Source organism: Streptomyces sp. NPDC048659, assembly GCF_040650575.1.
Lineage (GTDB): Bacteria > Actinomycetota > Actinomycetes > Streptomycetales > Streptomycetaceae > Streptomyces.
Genome location: NZ_JBEZHM010000014.1, coordinates 17,784 through 37,672, shown reverse-complemented (window position 1 = coordinate 37,672; position 19,889 = coordinate 17,784). Strand labels below are relative to the sequence as shown.

Annotated in this window: 8 protein-coding genes; 6 read left to right on the top strand and 2 right to left on the bottom strand. The window is 74.9% G+C overall.

Annotation, left to right across the window (positions count from 1 at the left end; translation table 11 throughout):
- Positions 1–162: 162 nt before the first annotated feature.
- The gene (locus AB0C99_RS13545; RefSeq protein ID WP_362474006.1) at positions 163–582 is read right to left on the bottom strand and encodes a nuclear transport factor 2 family protein; all 420 of its coding nucleotides are present in this window, start codon (positions 580–582) and stop codon (positions 163–165) included.
- A 361-nt stretch (positions 583–943) separates the two neighbouring features.
- On the opposite strand from AB0C99_RS13545, the gene AB0C99_RS13540 reads away from it, so the two are divergent.
- Positions 944–4,006 carry a BTAD domain-containing putative transcriptional regulator gene (locus tag AB0C99_RS13540; protein ID WP_362474274.1) on the top strand — a complete coding sequence of 1,021 codons (3,063 nt, stop codon included), beginning with the start codon at positions 944–946 and terminating at the stop codon, positions 4,004–4,006.
- 61 nt (positions 4,007–4,067) lie between these two features.
- On the opposite strand, the gene AB0C99_RS13535 is transcribed toward AB0C99_RS13540, so the two are convergent.
- Positions 4,068–4,310 (bottom strand): hypothetical protein, encoded by a 243-nt coding sequence (locus AB0C99_RS13535; protein ID WP_362474003.1) that lies wholly within the window; start codon positions 4,308–4,310, stop codon positions 4,068–4,070.
- 336 nt (positions 4,311–4,646) lie between these two features.
- Here AB0C99_RS13535 and AB0C99_RS13530 point away from each other — a divergent pair, with 336 nt between their 5' ends.
- The 5 genes from AB0C99_RS13530 to AB0C99_RS13510 all read left to right on the top strand — a co-directional run bounded on the left by AB0C99_RS13530 (position 4,647) and on the right by AB0C99_RS13510 (position 19,883).
- Positions 4,647–6,230, top strand: coding sequence for a helix-turn-helix transcriptional regulator (locus AB0C99_RS13530; RefSeq protein WP_362474001.1), 1,584 nt, complete (start codon positions 4,647–4,649; stop codon positions 6,228–6,230).
- Positions 6,231–6,444: 214 nt separating this feature from the next.
- Entirely contained in the window at positions 6,445–16,041 is a 9,597-nt protein-coding gene (locus AB0C99_RS13525; protein ID WP_362473998.1) for an amino acid adenylation domain-containing protein, read from the top strand.
- Positions 16,038–16,835 (top strand): alpha/beta fold hydrolase, encoded by a 798-nt coding sequence (locus tag AB0C99_RS13520; protein WP_362473996.1) that lies wholly within the window; start codon positions 16,038–16,040, stop codon positions 16,833–16,835. The genes AB0C99_RS13525 and AB0C99_RS13520 overlap by 4 nt, the downstream gene beginning before the upstream one ends.
- Positions 16,836–16,965: 130 nt before the next feature.
- Entirely contained in the window at positions 16,966–18,021 is a 1,056-nt protein-coding gene (locus AB0C99_RS13515; RefSeq protein WP_362473993.1) for a TauD/TfdA family dioxygenase, read from the top strand.
- 8 nt (positions 18,022–18,029) lie between these two features.
- Positions 18,030–19,883 (top strand): amino acid adenylation domain-containing protein, encoded by a 1,854-nt coding sequence (locus tag AB0C99_RS13510; protein WP_362473990.1) that lies wholly within the window; start codon positions 18,030–18,032, stop codon positions 19,881–19,883.
- Positions 19,884–19,889 lie beyond the last annotated feature (6 nt).

The window sequence follows — 19,889 nt, the reverse complement described above, 5'->3', positions numbered from 1 at the left end:
AAACGTTGCCATCGAGCCCTGAATTTGCCTGTACTGACCGCTCGTCGCATGTGAACGGTCGTCAACCGGAAGGGAAATCCCGGGTTCCGGCCGGGCCCCCGCGCACCGCGCCCGCCGCCCCCTCCGCCGTGCCCGCCGCCCCCGCCGCGCCCGCCCGGGCGGTCAGGGAACCGCGTGGTAGTAGCGCACGCAGGCGCGGACCATCCCGTCCGGCGCGATCGTGAACACGTCGACGAACCGGTGGTCCGCCCCGCCCGGCCCGGCGGCGGCCGGCGCAGGCACCCGGCGGCCCGTCGCGATCACCGTGCGGTCGCGCGCCACCAGCCGCTCCACCTCGTGCCGGGCCGTCGCCCGCACGTGCCCCACGTGCGCCCGCACCGCCGCGCTGCGGCCCCGGGCCGGCGGCAGTCCCGGCAGCTCGAACACCACGGCGTCGTCCAGCAGGGACGCGCAGCCGTCCAGGTCGCCCGCGTCCAGGTAGTCGTAGACCAGGCGCACATGGTCGATCCCCGCCGCGGTCACCAGATCCACCGCGCCCGTCCCGTCGGCCCACACGGTCCCCGTGTCGTCATGGCTGTTCAACGGTGCCAACCCCCTTCGCATCTCGCTCCAGGATTCTGCGGGCCCTCCCCAACTCCGCGTTATCGCCGCCCTATCCCCGACAGGGACGCCGACGGGGATGACGGCGGGGATGCCCAGGGATGTCCAAGGATCCCGACAGGATGTCCACAGGGATCCCGACCGGGATCTTCACGGCATGGACACGACGCGAAGAGATGTGGAGACTGTCCTCACTTGAGCCTGACATCCCGGCGTGGCCCGGTCTGGTCCCGGCGTGTCGACTCTTCGTTGCTTGGTGGGTGGGGTGGGGGGATCAGTGGCTGCTGCCGCCGGCGGGTTAACGGAAGACGACGTCGAGGGCGGGCTGCACCTGACCTTCCGGGTGCTCGGACCGCTCCAGGTCCAGGGGGCCGCGGGACCGTTGCGCGTTCCGCCGGGCCGGCAGGAGGTGATCCTGGCCGCGCTGCTCCTGGAGAGCAACCGGGTGGTCAGCACGAGCCAGCTCGTGGACCTCATCTGGGAGGACAACCCCCCGGAGACCGCCCGCACCCAGGTGCAGATCTGCGTGTCCCGGCTGCGCAAGCTGCTCGCCGGGGCCCAGGGCGAGGTCACCCTGGTGACCCGGCCCCCCGGCTATGTGCTGCACACCGGCGAGGGGAACGTCGACGCCGCGCTCTTCACCAGCCTGGTCCAGCGCGCCCGCGCGCTGCGCGAGGGCCGTGAGGGCGGGGACGCCGAGCGTGCCGTCGGCCTGCTCCGGTCCGCCGTCACCCTCTGGCAGGGCGACTGCCTCACCGGGCTCGACAGCGGCCCGCTCGCCAACAAGGCCCGCCAGCTCAACGAGGAGCGCCTGGCCGCCGTCGAGCTGCGCATCCGCATCGAGCTCGAACTCGGCCGCCACGACCGGCTCGTCGGCGAGCTCCAGCGCCTCACCCACGAGCACCCGCTCCGGGAGAAGCTGCACGGGCAGCTCATCCAGGCCCTGTACTGGTCCGGCCGCCAGGCGGAGGCCCTCGAAGCCTTCCGCACCGCGCGCCGCTATCTCGCCGAGGAACTCGGCCTCGAACCGAGCCGCGAGCTGCGCGACCTCGAAGCCGCCATCCTCGCGGGCGAACTCCCGCCGCCGAACGGGCCCGCGCAGGCGCACCCGGGAAGCACGGGAGGCACCGCACGTACGGGCGGCGCGGGAAGCCCCTCGGAGAGACCGGGGGAGAGAACCGGGCGGAGACCCGAGGGCCAGGCGCCCGCCGGCCCCTCCGAGCAGCCCGCGACGTCCTCCGGGGCGCCCGTGGCACCGGCTGCTGAAACGGTTCGCCAGGAGACCGTCCCGCACCAGCTCCCCGCCGACATCGCCGACTTCGTCGCCGACGGACAGCGCCTCGACGCCCTCGCGAAGGCCCTCGCGGGCGGCGACGGGCGCGGCACCGTCCCGCTCGCCGCCATCACCGGCAAGCCCGGCACCGGCAAGTCCACCCTCGCCGTCCACGTCGCCCACGCCCTCGCCGAGACCGGCTTCCCCGACGGGCAGCTCTACTGCGACCTGCGCGGCACCACCGGCGCCCCCGCCACCCCCGTCGAGGTCCTCGGCCGCTTCCTGCGCGCCCTCGGCATCCCCGGCCAGCTCATCCCCGAGTCGCTCGACGAGCGCGCCGAGATGTACCGCACCCGGCTCGCCTCCCGCCGCGTCCTCGTCGTCCTCGACGACGCCGCCGGAGAGGGCCAGGTCCTCCCGCTGCTCCCCGGCAGCCGCGGCTGCGCCGTCCTCGTCACCAGCCGCGCCCGCCTCACCGCGCTGCCCGGCGCCCACCGCGTCGAACTCGACGTCCTCGACGAGGACCGCGCCCTCGAACTCCTCGCCCGGATCATCGGCCAGGAACGCGTCGCCGGGGAGGCCGTCGCCGCCGAGGCGCTCGTCCGCACCGTCGGCCGCCTGCCGCTCGCGCTGCGCATCGTCGCCGCCCGGCTCGCCGCCCGCCCGCACTGGACCCTCGCCTCCATGGTCCACCGGCTGGCCAACGAACGGCACCGACTTGACGAACTCGCACACGGCGAGATGACCATGCGCGCGAGCCTCTCGCTCACCTACGAGGGGCTGGCGCCCGGCGACCGGAGCCTGCTCCGGCTGCTCAGCATGGCCCAGGCGCCGACCCTCCCGAGCTGGCTGGCCGGCGCCCTCCTCGACGACCGCCGCCCCTTCCCCTCGGACCTGCTCGAACCCCTCGTCGACGTCCAGATGCTCGACGTCGCGGGCATGGAGACCGGCGGCTTCCGCTACCGCTTCCACGAGATCATCCGCGTCTACGCCCGCGAGCAGCTCGCCGACCGGCACCCGCCCGAGGAACGCAAGGCCGCCTTCGCCCGCATGGCCGGCGGCTGGATGCACCTCGCCCAGAAGGCCCACCAGAAGGTGTACGGGGGCGACTTCACCGTCCTGCACGGCGACGCGCCCCGCTGGGAACCCCCCGCCGCCTACACCGACGAGGCCCTCGCCGACCCGCTCGCCTGGCTCGACGCCGAACAGGGCGCGCTGTGCGGCATGGTCGAGCACGCCGCCGAAGAGGGACTGCACGACCTCAGCTGGGACCTGGCCACCTCGCTGGTCACCCTGTTCGAGGTGCGCGGCCACTACGACCTCTGGGAGCGGACCCACACCATCGCGCTCGCCGCCGTACGCAAGGCCGGAAACCTGCGCGGCACCGCCGCGATCCGCGCCTCCCTCGGCTCGCTCTACATGAGCCGCAACCAGTACGACACCGCCCGCCAGACCCTCACCTCGGCGCTCGACGTCTTCCAGGCCCTCGACGAACCGATGGGCGAGGCGCTGTGCCGCCGCGACATGGCGCTCATCGCGCGCACCGGCGGCGACGACACCACGGCGCTCGAACTGTACGGGCGTTCCCTCGCCGACTTCGACCGCGCGGGCGACGTCGTCGGCCGCGCGATCGTCCTCACCCAGAGCGCCCACATCCGGATGCGGCAGGGCGAGACCGACACCGCCCAGCGGCAGCTCGACGAGGCGCTCGACATCTACGAGGGCATCGGCTACACCGGCGGCCGGGCGCGCACCCTGCGGCGGGTCGGCCAGCTCCTCCTCGAACAGGGCCGGAGCGACCTCGCGGTGCTCACCTTCACCGAGGTGCTCGAACTCTGCCGGGACTCCGGCGACGCCATCGGGGAAGGGCACCTGCTGCGGGACCTCGGCCACGCCTTCACGGTCATGGGGCGGCCGGACCGGGCCCGGGACTTCTTCGACCGCGCCGTCTCGGCGCGGGAGCAGATCATGGATTTTAGCGGGGGCGCACTCGCACGCCTGGACCTCGCACGGCTCCTGACGGAGGAGCCGGGGCGCTCGCGGGAACTGCTCACTCCGGCCGTCGAGGTCTTCCGGGACCGTCGGATGGCCCGGGAACTCACCGAGGCGGAACGTCTCCTCGGCGCCTGCTGACGGCCGCGCCGGCCGCGCCGAGTCGGGGGACTCGGGGGACTCGGGGGACTCGGGGGACTCGTCAGTCCCAGGGGTTGTTGTCCGTGCAGGTGGGGAGGTTGCCCGGGTTGGCGGAGACCGGGGTGCCGGCCGGGACGCAGGTGGGGGGAACGGCGTTCGCGGTGGCGGCGGTGCCCGGGGTGCCCGTGGCCGGGACCGGCTCGTCGGCCCAGCTGACCCCGAGGCCGGCGCCCGTCACCAGGACGATCAGCGCGGAGGTGACGGCGGCGCGGAGGGCGGTACGGGCGGCGGTGGTCTTCGACATCGGATTCTCCGTCTCGTTGGTGTTTCCGGCTGGCGTTTCCTTCTGACCACCAACTTAGGAACGAGCGGATTCACCGCACCGCCCGCAGCCTTATCACCCCGCTATCACCGCACCACCCCGCCTATCACGGCCCCCGGGCCGCTATCGCGGACCCCGCCCCGCTATCACGCGGACCGCCCCGGCGCCCGACCCGCCCCCGACGCCGGTTAGCGGCGGGATGCCTCCCGGATAAGCGGATTCGGAGGATGGTTCCCAGCAGCCGGCGAGACCCCCGGAAGCCGCCCCGACCAGGCGGCTTTCCGGTCCTCGCCCCGACCTGACCAGCGGGAGCTCTCCATGACGACCGGTCACTCCCCCGAGGGTGCGCCCACGGCCACCGCCGCTCTGGGCACCCTCATCCGCGGACACCGCCTCCGCATCGGCCTGACCCAGCGCGAACTCGCCGACCTCTCCACCATCAGCGTCCGCGCCATCCGCGACCTGGAGAAGGGGAAGGCCCTGCGGCCCCGCGCCGACACCGTCCGGCTGATAGCGGACGCCCTCCGGCTCGGCCCGCGGGCCCGCACCGCCCTGGAGGACTCCGTCACCCGGGGCCACCACCACGGCGGCGGCCGGCACCTCCTCGCGGAGCACTGCGCCCCGCCCGTCCCGCTGCACCCGCTGATCGGGCGCGAGGCCGAGGCCGCGATCCTCGCCGAGGAGCTGCGCTCCGGCACCGAGCGGCTCATCACCGTCGTGGGCCTCAGCGGCGTCGGCAAGACCCGCCTCGCCCTGGAGACCGCCGCCCGGCTGCACGCCGACGGCCTCCCCGTCCTGTGGCACACGGCCCCCGGCTCCGTCGCCGACTGCCTGCCCGCCGCGGACGAGGACCCCTTCGCCGCCCTCGTCGCCGACTGCGCCGCCTATCTCCAGGGGGCGGGAAGGCCCGTGCCGTACGGGACGGGGGCCGCGACCGGCGCGTACGGGACGGGTGCCGCAGACAGCCCGTACGGCCACGGCCCCGGATACGGCCCCCACGACGGGCACAGACCCGGGGGCGCCGTCCCCGCCCCCGCCTTCCCTCCCGTCTTCGCCCCGGCCTCCGCCTCGCCCGCCCTCCCCGGCGACCAGCCGCCCGCCGCGCTCGCCGCCGCGCTCGGCGACCGGGAGGCGCTGCTCGTGCTCGACGGCGTCGACACCTCCCGCCTCGACTTCGCCCGCCTCACCCGGCTCCGCCGCGAACTCCCGGGCCTGCGCCTCCTCCTGACCGCCGACACCCCCTGGTCCGTCCCCGGCGAGCGCCTGTTCCTCCTCGCCCCCCTGGAGGCCCCCCTCCCGGCCGGCCCCGCCGCCCCCGGCGCGGGCGCCGACGCGCCCGCCGTGCGGTTCCTCCTCGGCCGGCTCCGCCGGATGCGCCCCGAACTCCTCCCCGACGAGCAGACCCTGGCCCACACCGCCTGGATCGCCCACCGCCTCGACGGACACCCCCTCGCGATGGCCGCCGCCGCGTCCTGGCTCGGCGTCTGCGACCTGCCCACTCTGCGCGGCATCGTCGAGACCGACCCCGCCGCCGTCCTCGACCACCTCGCCGACGGGCACGGCGGCACCGGCCTCACCGACCGCGTCGCCCGCACCCTCGCCGCCCTCCCGCCCGAGCAGCGGCACCTCCTCGCCGCCCTCTGCGCCGCCCAGGACACCGCCACCGCACCCGACTTCGGGCTCGACGACGTCGTCAGGACCACCGGCAGGCCCCTCACCGACGCGGGCCGCATGGTCCGCGCCCTGCTCATCGGCGGCTTCATCCGCTCCAGCACCGACCACGGCCGCTCCGGCTTCCGGGTCCTGTGCGCCGTCCGCGCCGCCCTGCCCCCGGCGGCGGAGCCCCCCGTCGCCGCTGCCGCCGCGCCTGCCGCCGCCGCTGCCCCCGCCCCTGCCGCCTGACTGCCGCAGCGCCGCCGATCCGCTGCCGTACCGCCGGATCAACTGCCGCTCACCGGGCCCGCACACGGGTTGTATGGCCACTGCCCGGCCGCCGAACGCGGCGGCCGGCCGCAGCACCGCACCACCGCTGCACCGCAGCACGGTCCCCGCCGTTCAGCCCGCTCGCCCCGGCCGTCGCACCGGCCACCGACCCCGGTCACCACCAGGAGCCCCCATGCCGTTCGACAAGCCCGTCGCCACCGCACCGGCCGCCGTCCGGTTGCCGCTCTCGGTCGCCCAGCGGGACATCTGGACGGCCCACCTCCTCGACCCCACCGGCATCACGTACAACGTCGGGGAGTGCCGCGAAATCCAGGGCCCGGTCGACCCCGAGCTGATGGGCGCCGCCTGGCGCCGCCTGGTCGACGAGGCCGACTTCCTGCGCATCCGAGGCTTCGAGGACGACGGCGAGCAGGTCTGGCAGCTCCTCGACGCCGACGCCGGGACCCGCACGCTCGCCTACACCGACCTCAGCGGCGCCCAGGACCCGTGGAGCGCCGCCTGGGAACTGCTCGACGGCCTGATCAGCACGCCCTTCGACCTCACCGGCGAGTCCCCGGTCCGCTTCGCCCTCGTCAAGCTGGCGGAGGACCGCTTCTTCTACTTCTACGGCTTCCACCACGTGGTCGTCGACGGCGCGGGCGCCGGCATGGCGCTCGCCCGGCTCGTCGAGCTGTACGAGCGGGCCGTCGCGGGCGAACCCTGGGGCGAGAACCCCTTCGGCACGCTCCCCGAACTCCTCGCCGAGGACGCCGCCTACCGCGAGTCCGAGGAGGCCGCCGCCGACCTGGCCGCCTGGCGCGCCCACCTCGCCGACGCCCCCGACGCGCCCGCCGGACTCGTACGCGGCCGGGGCCGGGCCCAGGGCGCCCACGGCGGACTGCCCTTCGCCCGGCGCAGCGTCCCCGTCGCCCCCGACGACGCCGACCGGCTCCGCGCCGCCGCCCGTACCGCCCGGGTCTCCTGGTCCGTGCTGCTCGTCGCGGTCTTCGCCGCGTACGTCCAGCGCGTCACCGGCCGCCAGGAACTGATGATCGCGCTGCCCGTCACCGGCCGCACCACCCGCGCCGCCCGCAGCACCCCCGCCATGATGTCGAACATCGTGCCGCTGCGCCTGCGGGTCCGCCCCGAGGACCGCGTCGCCGACCTGGTGCGGGCGGTGTCCGCCGAGGTCAAGCACGGACTGCGCCACCAGCGCACCCGCTACGAGGACCTCGGCCGCGAGGCCGGTGTCATCGACGGCAGCCGCCGGCTCGCCACCCCCGTCCTCAACATCATGGGCTTCCAGACGGAGCTCACCGTCGGCGGGCACCCCACCGTCAACCACAACATCAGCAACGGCCCCGTCGACGACCTCAGCGTCGCCGTCTTCGACCTCGGCCCCGCGCACGGCCTCCGCATCGACTTCGACACCCCGGTCCTGGACGTGGACCCCGAGCTGATCGCGGGCCACCAGGACCGCTTCACCGCCTTCCTCACCCGCTATCTCGCGACCGACGAGGACACCCGGGGGACCGTCACCGTGGCCGGGCTCGCCCTCCTCGACGCCGACGAGCGCGCCCTGCTCACCGGCGCCTGGTCCGGACCCGTCGGGGCGCCGGTGGAGACCACGCTCGTCGCCCGCTTCGAGGAGCGGGTACGGCTCCACCCCGACCGCCCCGCCCTCGTCGACACGGACGGCCCGGTCACGTACGCCGAACTGAACGCCGCCGCCAACCGCCTCGCCCACGCGCTCCGCGACCGGGGGCTCGGCCGGGGCGCCCTCGCCGGGGTGCTCCTGGAGCGCGGTGTCCCCTTCGCCACCGCCCTGATCGCCGTCCTCAAGACCGGTGCCGGACACGTCCTGCTCGACCCCGACTTCCCCGACGAGCGGCTCCGCTCGGCCGCCGCCGACGCGGGCATCGGCCACCTCGTCACCACCCCGGACCTGGCCGCCCGCGCGGAAGGCCCCTGGACCGTCGTCCACGCGGGACACCGCGACGGGCCCGGCACCGCCGCAGCCGACCTGGACGTGCCGATCGGCCCCGACGACGTCGCCTGCGTGATGTTCACGTCCGGCTCGACGGGCCGGCCGAAGGGGATCCTGTCCTCGCACCGGAATCTGGTGTCGACGGTGAGCGGGCAGTCGTACGGGCGGTTCGGCGAGGGGGAGGTGTTCCTCCAGTGCTCGCCGGTGTCGTGGGACGCGTTCAGCCTGGAGTTCTGGGGTGCGCTGCTGCACGGCGGGACCGCGATTCTCCAGCCGGGGCAGCGTCCGGAGCCGGTCCTCATCGAGGAGCTGTCGCGGAAGCACGGCGTCACGATGCTCCAGCTCTCGGCGAGTCTCTTCAACTTCCTGGTGGACGAGCACCCGGGTGCCTTCGACACGGTCACCGTCGCTTTCACGGGCGGCGAGGCCGCTTCCCCGGCGCACGTGCGGAAGCTCCAGGGGCTGCGGCCGGGCATCGAGGTCGTCAACGGCTATGGTCCGGCCGAGTCCATGGGCTTCACGACGACCCACCCCTTCGGCCCCGAGGCCGAGGGCGAGGACGCGGTGGTCCCGGTGGGGACGCCGCTGGTCAACAAGGGCGCGTACGTCCTGGACCCGTACCTCGGGCTGTGCCCGCCCGGTGTCACGGGCGAGCTGTACCTGAGCGGCGACGGCCTGGCCCACGGCTACCTGGGCCGCCCCGACCTGACCGCGACCCGTTTCATCCCGGACCCCATCGGCGCCGCCTCCGGCGGCCGGTTGTACCGCACCGGTGACCTGGCGCGCTTCGACCGCGAGGGCCGGCTGGTGTACGAGGGGCGGGCCGACGACCAGGTGAAGATCCGGGGGTTCCGGGTCGAGCCGGGCGAGACCGAGGCCGCGCTGCTCACGCACCCCCGCATCACGCAGGCGGTCGTGACGGTCCATCAAGACCGCCTGGCTGCTTACCTAGTGGCTGAGGGGTCGGAGCTCCTTGAGCCGGAGGACCTGCGCCGGTACGCCGCCGAGCGGCTGCCCGAGCACCTGGTCCCCAGCCACGTCATCGTCCTCGACCGGCTGCCGCTGACCCCGAACGGGAAGATCGACAAGCGGGCCCTGCCCGCCCCCGCCGCCCTCTCCAGCGGCGGACGCGCCCCCCGCACCGAGCTCGAAGCGACCGTCGTCGACCTCTTCGTCCAGACCCTCGACACCGCCACCACCCCCACCATCGACGACAGCTTCTTCTCCCTGGGCGGGCACTCGCTGCTCGCCGCCCGGCTCACCAACCGGGTGGCGGACGCCCTCGGCGTGCGCCTCACGATCCGGGACGTGTTCGGCCGCCCGACGGCCGCCGGGCTCGCCGAACTGATCACGGAGCTGCTCGCGGAGCGCGGCGACGGGACGACCGGTCCGGGCGTACTCCCGGCGCCGGTGCCGGGGGAGGGGGACGGCGAGCTGGTCCCCGCCTCGTACGCGCAGAAGCGGCTGTGGCTGCTGGGCCAGTTGGGCGGCGGGAGCTCCGCGTACAACGTGCCGACGGTCGTGCGTTTCGACGGGCCCGGCCCGGACGTGGACGTGCTGGAGGACGCGCTCAACGACGTCGTCGCCCGGCACGCGCCGCTGCGGACCGTGTTCGAGGCGGTGGACGGCGAGCCGTTCCAGCGGGTCCTGGACCCGGAGCGGGCGCGGCTCGCGGTCGAGCGGCGGCGCGTGGACGCGGCCGGTCTGGACGCGGGGCTCGCCGAGGCGGCCGGACACGTCTTCGACCTCGCCGCCGAACTCCCGCTCCGCGCCACGGCCTTCGTGCTCGACGACGGCAGCACGGTGCTGGCCCTGGTCCAGCACCACATCGCGACCGACGGGGTCTCGAACGGGATCTTCTTCGCGGACCTGGAGCGCGCCTACGCGGCCCGCGCGGCGGGCGGAAGCTCCTCCGTGCTGGAGCCGCTCGCCGTCCGGTACGCGGACTACGCGGCCTGGCAGCGCCGGGTCCTCGGCCCGGCCGACGGGCCCGACAGCCTCCTCGGGCGGGAGCTGGAGTTCTGGCGCGACAGCCTGGCCGGCCTCCCCGAGGGGCACGGGCTCACGCTCGACCGCCCCCGGCCCGTCCGCGCCTCGCACCGGGGCGGCGAGGTCACGTTCGACCTCGGCGCCGACCTCTTCCAGCGGGTGCGGCAACTCGCTCGGGCGGAGGGGTGCACGCCGTTCATGGTGGTGCACGCGGCGCTGGTCGCGGCCCTGTCCCGGCTCGGTGCCGGCTCCGATCTGGCGGTCGGCTCGCCGGTCGCCGGCCGTAACGACGAGGCGCTGTCGGACCTGGTCGGGTTCTTCGTGAACACGCTGGTGCTGCGGACCGACAGCTCGGGCGACCCGACGTTCCGCGAGCTGCTCGCCCGGGTGCGTACGGCCGATCTGGACGCCTTCGCGCACCAGGAGGCGCCGTTCGACCTGGTCCTGGAGGCGCTCAACCCGACCCGGACGCTGTCCCGGCACCCCCTCTTCCAAATCTGCCTGACCCTGGAGGACGGCGCAGGGGCTGCCGCCCCGCTCGCGCTCCCCGGACTCGCCCCGGCGCCCATGGAGAAGGTCGGCAACGGCTCCGCCAAGTTCGACCTGGAGTTCTTCCTGCGCTCCGAGGACGCCCACGGCCTGCGCGCCACCGTCCTCTTCGCCGCCGACCTCTTCGACGAGGCGACCGTCCTGCGCATCACCTCGGTCCTCGGCCAGGTCCTGCACCACGCCCTCACCGACCCCGCGCTTCCCCTCTCCGCCCTGGAGGCCCTGTCGGACGAGGAGCGGGAGCTGCTGACCGGCGCCTGGTCCGGGGCCAGGGAGCCGGGCGTGGGAGAAGGCTCGCTGGTCGGTCGGTTCGAGGAGCAGGCGGCCCGGGTGCCGGAGCGGACCGCTCTGGTGGACGGTGAGCGGACGCTCTCGTACGCCGAGCTCAACGCCGCCGCCAACCGTCTCGCCCGGCATCTGGCCGAACTGGGCCTGGGGCGCGGCGACATGGCGGGTGTGCTGCTCGACCGGGGCGCCGACTTCGCCATCGCCGTCCTCGCCGTCACCAAGACGGGCGCCGGATACACGCTGCTCGACCCCGAGTTCCCCGACGAGCGGCTGCGCGCCGCCGCCCTCGACGCGGGGATCGGCCTCCTCCTCACCGACGCCGACCGCGCCGCCGCCGGGCGGATCGACGGGCCCTGGAGGACCGTCGTCCGCGCCTCCGGCGAGCTCGCCGGCCTCTCGGGCGAGAACCTGGGCACGGCCCCGACCGGCGACGACGTCGCCTGCGTGATGTTCACGTCCGGCTCCACCGGCCGGCCGAAGGGGATTCTCTCCTCGCACCGGAACCTGGTGTCGACGGTGAGCGGGCAGTCGTACGGGCGGTTCGGGGACGGGGAAGTCTTCCTCCAGTGCTCGCCCGTCTCCTGGGACGCGTTCAGCCTGGAGTTCTGGGGCGCGCTGCTGCACGGCGGGACCGCGGTCCTCCAGCCGGGGCAGCGACCCGAGCCGGTGCTGATCGAGGAGCTGTCGCGGAAGCACGGCGTCACCATGCTCCAGCTCTCCGCCAGCCTCTTCAACTTCCTCGTCGACGAGCACCCCGGCGCCTTCGACACCGTCACCGTCGCCTTCACCGGCGGCGAGGCCGCTTCCCCGGCGCACGTACGCAAGCTCCAGGGGCTCAAGCCCGGTATCGAGGTCGTCAACGGCTATGGTCCGGCCGAGTCCATGGGCTTCACCACGACCCACCCGTTCGGCGCGGAGCCCGACGGCGAGGACACGGTCGTCCCGGTCGGAACGCCGCTGGTCAACAAGGGCGCCTATGTCCTGGACCCGTACCTCGGGCTGTGCCCGCCCGGTGTCACCGGCGAGCTGTACCTGAGCGGCGACGGTCTCGCCCACGGCTACCTGGGCCGCCCCGACCTGACCGCGACCCGTTTCGTACCCGACCCGTTCGGCGCCGCCTCCGGCGGTCGGCTGTACCGCACCGGTGACCTGGCGCGCTTCGACCGTGAGGGCCGGCTGGTGTACGAGGGGCGGGCCGACGACCAGGTGAAGATCCGGGGCTTCCGGGTCGAGCCGGGCGAGACCGAGGCCGCGCTGCTCACGCACCCCCGCATCACGCAGGCGGTCGTGACGGTCCATCAAGAACGCCTAGCCGCCTACCTCGTGCTCGACGGCGACGTGTCCCTCGCGCCCGAGGACATCCGTCGGCACGTGGCCGACCGGCTGCCTGAGCACCTGGTCCCCAGCCACGTCACCGTCCTGGAGCGGCTGCCGCTGACCCCGAATGGCAAGATCGACAAGCGGGCCCTGCCCGCCCCCGCCGCCCTCTCCAGCAGGGGACGCGCCCCCCGCACCGAGCTCGAAGCGACCGTCCTCGGGCTCTTCGCACGGACCCTGGAAACCGCCGCCGACCTCACCGTCGACGACGACTTCTTCCACCACGGCGGCCACTCACTCCTCGCGGCCCGCCTGACGAACCGTGTCGCCGACGAGCTGGGCGTGCGGCTCACGATCCGCGACGTGTTCGGCCGCCCGACGGCCGCCGGGCTCGCGGAGCTGATCACGGAGCGGCTCGCGGAACAGGCGGGCGACGCGACCGGCTCGGGCCTCCTCCCGGCGCTCGTGCCGGGGGAGGGCGACGGCGAGCTCGTCCCCGCCTCGTACGCCCAGCAACGGCTTTGGCTGCTCGCCCAGTTGGACGGCGGGAGCGCCGCGTACAACGTGCCGACGGTCATACGCTTCGACGGCCCGGGTCTCGACGCCGACGCCCTGGAAGGCGCGCTCAACGACGTCGTCGCCCGGCACGCGCCGCTGCGCACGGTCTTCGAGGACGTGAACGGGCAGCCGTTCCAGCGGGTCCTGGACCCGGAGCGGGCGCGGCTGGCCGTGGAGCGGCGGGACGTGGACGAGGCGGGGCTCGACGCCGGGCTCGCCGAGGCGGCCGGACGGATCTTCGACCTGGTGTCGGAGATCCCCGTCCGGGCCACGCTCTTCCGGCTCGGCGCCGAGTCGGCGGTCCTGGTCCTGATCGTGCACCACGTGGCCACCGACGGCCTGTCGAACGGCGTGTTCTTCGCGGACCTGGAGCGCGCCTACGCGGCCCGCGCGGCGGGCGGAGGCTCCTCCGTGCTGGAGCCGCTCGCCGTCCGGTACGCGGACTACGCGGCCTGGCAGCGGCGGGTCCTCGGCCCGGCCGACCGGCCCGACAGCCTGCTCGGCACCGAACTCGCCTTCTGGCGCTCGCGCTTGGACGGCCTGCCGGAGGACCACGGGCTCACGCTCGACCACCCGCGCCCGGCCGCCGCCTCGCACCGGGGCGGGGAGGTCACGCTCGACCTCGGCTCCCACGCCTTCGAGGCGGTCACCGCCCTGGCGCGGGCGGAGGGGTGCACGCCGTTCATGGTGGTGCACGCGGCGCTGGTCGCGGCCCTGTCCCGGCTCGGTGCCGGCTCCGATCTGGCGATCGGCTCGCCGGTCGCCGGCCGCAACGACGAGGCGCTGTCGGACCTGGTCGGGTTCTTCGTGAACACGCTGGTGCTGCGGACCGACAGCTCGGGCGACCCGACGTTCCGGGAGCTCCTGGCCCGGGTGCGTGCGGCCGATCTGGATGCCTTCGCGCACCAGGAGGCGCCGTTCGACCTGGTCCTGGAGGCGCTGAACCCGACCCGGACGCTGTCCCGGCACCCGCTCTTCCAGATCTGCCTCGGGCTCGACCTCGGTGCCGTCCCCGGTCTGGAGCTTCCCGGCGTCACCGCCGCCGTCTCCGGCGCGGTCAACGGCTCCGCCAAGTTCGACCTGGAGTTCCTGCTCCGCTCCGAGGACCGGCGGGGGCTGCGGGGCGTGGTGCTCTACGCCGCCGACCTCTTCGACGCGGACTCCGTCCGCCGGATGGGCGACGTCCTGGGCCGCGTGCTCGACCAGGTTCTCGCCGACCCGGCCCGCCGGCTCTCGGCCCTGGAGGTCCTGTCGGACGAGGAGCGGGAGCTGCTGACCGGCGCCTGGTCCGGGGCCAAGGAGTTGGGTGTGGGGGAGGGTTCGCTGGTCGGGCGGTTCGAGGAGCAGGCGGCCCGGGTGCCGGAGTCGACCGCTCTGGTGGACGGTGAGCGGACGCTCTCGTACGCCGAGCTCAACGCCGCCGCCAACCGTCTCGCCCGGCACCTGGCCGGACTGGGCCTGGGGCGCGGCGACATGGCCGGTGTGCTGCTCGACCGGGGCGCCGACTTCGCCACCGCGGTCCTCGCCGTCACCAAGACCGGAGCGGCCTACACGCTGCTCGACCCGGAGTTCCCCGACGAGCGGCTGCGCTCGGCCGCCGCCGACGCGGGCATCTCGCACCTCGTGACCTCCCCGGCGCTGGCCGCCCGCGCCGAGGGCCCCTGGGCCGTCACCCACACCGGGGACAGCCCGGCGGACGCCCCCGGCGAGAACCTGGGCGTCCCGCTCGGCCCCGACGACCCCGCCTGCCTCATGTTCACCTCGGGCTCGACGGGGCGGCCGAAGGGGATCCTGTCCTCGCACCGGAATCTGGTGTCGACGGTGAGCGGGCAGTCGTACGGCCGGTTCGGTGAGGGGGAGGTCTTCCTTCAGTGCTCGCCGGTGTCGTGGGACGCGTTCAGCCTGGAGTTCTGGGGTGCGCTGCTGCATGGCGGGACGTGCGTCCTCCAGCCGGGGCAGCGGCCCGAGCCGGTCCTCATCGAGGAGCTGTCGCGGAAGCACGGGGTGACGATGCTCCAGCTCTCCGCCAGCCTCTTCAACTTCCTCGTCGACGAGCACCCCCGGGCCTTCGACACCGTCACCGTCGCCTTCACCGGCGGCGAGGCGGCCTCCCCGGCGCACGTCCACAAGCTGCACCTGCTGCGGCCCGGCATCGAGGTCGTCAACGGCTACGGTCCGGCCGAGTCCATGGGCTTCACCACGACCCACCTCGTCCCGCCCGCCGACCTGCCCCACGCGCTCGTCCCGATCGGCGTCCCGCTCCTCAACAAGGGCGCCCTCGTCCTCGACCGCCACCTCCGCCTCTGCCCGCCCGGCGTCACCGGCGAGCTGTACCTGACCGGCGACGGCCTGGCCCACGGCTACCTGGGCCGCCCCGACCTCACCTCCACCCGCTTCGTCCCCGACCCCTACGGGCCGCCCGGAGCGCGGCTCTACCGCACCGGCGACCTCGTCCGCTTCGACCGGGACGGCCGGCTCGTCTACGAGGGCCGCGCCGACGACCAGATCAAGATCCGCGGCTTCCGGGTCGAACCCGGCGAGACCGAAGCCGCCCTCCTGACCCACCCGCACGTCACCCAGGCCGTCGTGACGGTCCATCAGGAGCGGCTCGCCGCCTACCTGGTGACCGAGGGAGCGGGCGGCATCGCCCCCGAGGACCTGCGCCGGTACGCCGCCGAGCGGCTGCCCGAGCACCTGGTCCCGAGCCACGTCACCGTCCTGGACCGGCTGCCGCTGACCCCGAACGGGAAGATCGACAAGCGGGCCCTGCCCGCCCCCGCCGCCCTCTCCAGCGGCGGACGCGCCCCCCGCACCGAGCTCGAAGCGACCGTCCTCGACCTCTTCGCCCGGACCCTCGACACCACCGCCGACCTCACCATCGACGACGACTTCTTCCACCACGGCGGCCACTCCCTCCTCGGAGCCCGCCTCACCAACCACATCGCCGGAGCCCTCGACGTACGGCTCACCGTCCGCGACGTCTTCCAGCACCCCACCCCCGCGCGGCTCGCCGCGCACATCGACTCCCTCAAGACCGCTCCGGCCCGGAAGGCGCGCCCCGCCCTCCGCCGCCGTACCGCAACGGAACGGATCAGCTCATGAGCACCCACACCGCCCCCGCCTTCACCCCCGCGCCCGAGGACGTCGTCTGGGACCTGCCCGGCGCCGCCCCGCACCGGCTCTCCCTGCTGGTCCTGCCGCACGCCGGCGGCAACGCCCACGCCTACAGCGTCTGGCGCGAGCACCTCCCGGCCGACGTGCGGCTGCTCATCGGCCAGTACCCGGGCCGCGGCGCCCGCTACTGCGAGGACCTGCCCGGCTCCGTCGACGACCTGGCCCTGCCCGTCGTGGACGCCCTGCCCGCCGACGCCGGACCGCTGGTCGTCCTCGGCCACAGCATGGGCTCCCTCGTCGCCTTCGAGGTGGTCCGGGCCCTCCAGGCCGCCGGCCGCACCCCGCTCGGCCTCGTCGCCTCCGCCTGCCGGGCGCCCGTCCTGCCCAACCAGGCGCCCGTCCACCCCGAGCGGCTCGACGACGACGAGCTGGTCGCCTCCATCAAGGAGCGCGGCGGCACCGACGACGGCATCCTCGACGACCCGGAGCTCCGCGAGATCGTCCTGCCGTCCATCCGCGCCGACTTCGCCATCGACGACACGTACCAGTGCACCGCCCCCGACGTGCGGCTCGACTGCCCGGTGGCCGTCTTCGGCGGCGACGCCGACCCGATCGTGCCCGTCGGCCTGCTGGACGGCTGGGGACTCGTCGCCGGCGAGGAGCTCGCCCCCGTGGTGCTGCCCGGCGACCACTTCTACTTCCAGCAGGACCTGCCCGGCTTCTTCGCCCGCCTCAACCCGGTCCTGACCGCCCTCCAGGGCGCGCCCGTCACCGCCGCCTGACCCCGAGGGACACCCGCCGCACCGAGCGGCGGGCCCCACGCCCGGCGGCAGACCCGCCCCCCCCCGCGCCCCGCCCCGAGGCGGACCCGCGCGCCCCCGCCCGTACCCCGCACCCGCAGAGGAACCCGCCATGACCACCTTCGCCCCGAACCCGGCCACCACCGAGGACGGCGTCTCCGCCGACGGCATCACCGTCGTCCGCGAGCCCGGCAAGCCCGCCCTCGTGCGGGTGCCCCGCCACGCGACCATGGCCGAGGCCGCCGCCTGGCTCACCGCCCGCCGCGCCGACATCCAGGCCGAACTGCACCGCTCCGGCGCCGTCATGCTCCGCGGCCTGCCCGTCACCGACGCCGCCGCCTTCGCCGAGGCTCGCGACGCGCTCATCGCCACCCGCGCCGGCTACAAGGAGAAGGCCACCCCGCGCACCGACTTCGGCGAGGGCGTCTTCTCCTCCACCGACCTCCCGGCGATCCAGCCGATCCGCCTCCACAACGAGAACAGCTACACCCTGGACTTCCCGGGCGTCCTCCTCTTCGGCTGCGTCACCGCCCCCGAGACCGGCGGCGCCACCACCGTCGGCGACATGCGGCGCGCCCTCGCCCTCCTCCCGGACGAGCTCGTCGCCCGCTTCGCCGAGGCCGGCTGGCTCCTCGTCCGCAACTACTCCGACCTCGCCGGGATGCCCTGGCGCAAGGCGTTCTCCTCGGAGGACCCGGCCGGCGCCGAGGAGTACTGCGACGAGCACGCCATCGGCTACGAATGGCTCGACGAGGACACCCTGCGCACCCGCCAGCTCCGCTCCGCGATCATCACCCACCCGGTCACCGGCGAGCGCGCCTGGTTCAACCACTTCGCCTTCTGGAACGCCCGCGGCCTCGACGAGGACGTCCGCGAGGTCCTCACCGAGACCTTCGGCGCCGACGGCCTGCCCTTCGACACCCGCCTCGGCGACGGCACCGCCCTCACCGACGCCGAGGTCGACACCATCATCGACGCCTACCAGGCCGTCACCGTCCGCGAGACCTGGCAGGACGGCGACCTGATGCTCGTCGACAACATCCTCTGCGCGCACGGCCGCGAGGCGTACACCGGCGCCCGCAAGATCCTCGTCGCCATGGGCGAGCCCGTCCCGCTGGCCGACTGCGCCCCGACCGTCGCCCCCTCCGCCACCCCGTACGGAATGTGAGCCCCGCCATGACCGCCGTCCTCCCCGAGCCCGCCGTCCTCGACACCACCGCCGCGGGGGCCCACGCCGACACCTGCGCCGACTGCGCCGCCGGCACCGGCCACGCCGACCTGCTGGCCCGCCTCGCGACCGCCCCCGGCGCCCGTACCGCCGTCGTCGCCGCCGACCGCGGCCTCACCTTCGACGAACTGCGCGCCGACGCCGCCGCCTTCGCCGCCCGCCTCACCGCCCTCGGCACCGGCCCCGAGAGCGTCGTCGCCCTCTGCCTGCCGCGCGGCGCCGCGCTCGTCACCGCCATCATCGGCACCCTCACCGCGGGCGCCGCCTACCTGCCCGTCGACCCCGCGCTCCCGGCCGACCGCCGCCGCTACCTCCTGGAGGACTCCGGCGCCGACCTCGTCGTCCTCGACGCGCCGGGCGAGTCGCCCGCCCCGGGCGCCCGCTCCGTCACCGTCGCCGAACTGACCGCCGCGCCCGACGCGGGCACCGCCGCCCCGTACACCCCCGCTCCCGTCACCGCCGACAGCCTCGCCTACGTCATCTACACCTCCGGCTCCACCGGCCGCCCCAAGGGCGTCGAGATCGGCCGCGCCGCCGCCTCGCTGCTCCTCGCCGAGCTGGAGGGCGTCGGCGCCGCCGGCGGCGAGGCCCGCCGCGTCGGCTGGAACGCCTCCCCGTCCTTCGACGCCTCCGTCCAGCAGTGGGTACGGCTCTGCCGCGGCGACACCCTCGTCATGATCGACGAGGAGACCCGCCGCGACCCCGCCCTCCTCGCCGCCTTCATCGACGCCCAGGGCCTCACCGACCTCGACATCACCCCCTCCCACGCCGACCCGCTGCTCGACCTGCTCACCCCCGACGGCGGCCCCCGCCCGCTGACCCTGCTCGTCGGCGGCGAGGCCATCAGCCCCGCGCTCTGGGACCGGCTGGCCGCCGCCCACACCGCCGGACTGCTGCGCGCCCTCAACGTGTACGGCCCGACCGAGACCACCGTCGACGCCACCGCCGGCTGGATCGACCGCCCCGGCGAGCCGCACATCGGCAGCGTCCTGCCCGGCCTGCGGATGCGCCTCCTCGACGAGCACCTGGCCCCGGTCGCCCCCGGCGGGACCGGCGAGCTGTACCTCGCCGGACCGCGCGTCGCCCGCGGCTACCGCAACCGGCCCGGCCTCACCGCCGAACGCTTCCTCGCCGACCCCTCCGCCGACGCCGCCCACGGCGACCGCATGTACCGCACCGGCGACCGCTGCCGCCTCCTCGCCGACGGCCGCCTCGTCTACCTCGGCCGCGTCGACGGCCAGGTCAAGCTGCGCGGCCACCGCATCGAACTCCCCGAGATCGAGGCCGCCCTCGGGCGCCAGGACGGCGTCGCCGAAGCCGCCGTCATCCTCGGCGAGGACGCCTCCGGCAGCCCCGCCCTGCTCGCCTACCACCGCGGCGGCGACCCCGAGGCCCTCCGCGCCGGCCTCGCGGCCACCCTCCCCGCGTACATGCTCCCGGCCGCCTTCGTGCCGGTCGAGCGCTTCGCCACCACCCCCAGCGGCAAGCTCGACCGCGCCGCCCTCCCGACCCGCGTCGAGACGGCCGCCGCCCCGGCCGGGGACACCGCCGACAGCGGCCTGGAAGGGCGCGCCGAGGAGCTCATCGGCCGGGTGTGGAAGGAGGTGCTCGGCGCCGCCTCGATCGGCCCCGAGGACAACTTCTTCAAGCTGGGCGGCCACTCCCTGCTCGCCATCAAGCTGGTCTCCCGGGTCCGCGCCGAACTCTCCGTCGCCCTGCCCGTCAAGGCCGTCTACGCCAACCCGCGGCTGCGGGACCTGGCCGCCCGCATCGAGGAACTGACGGCCGCGCGGGACGCCTGACCGCCG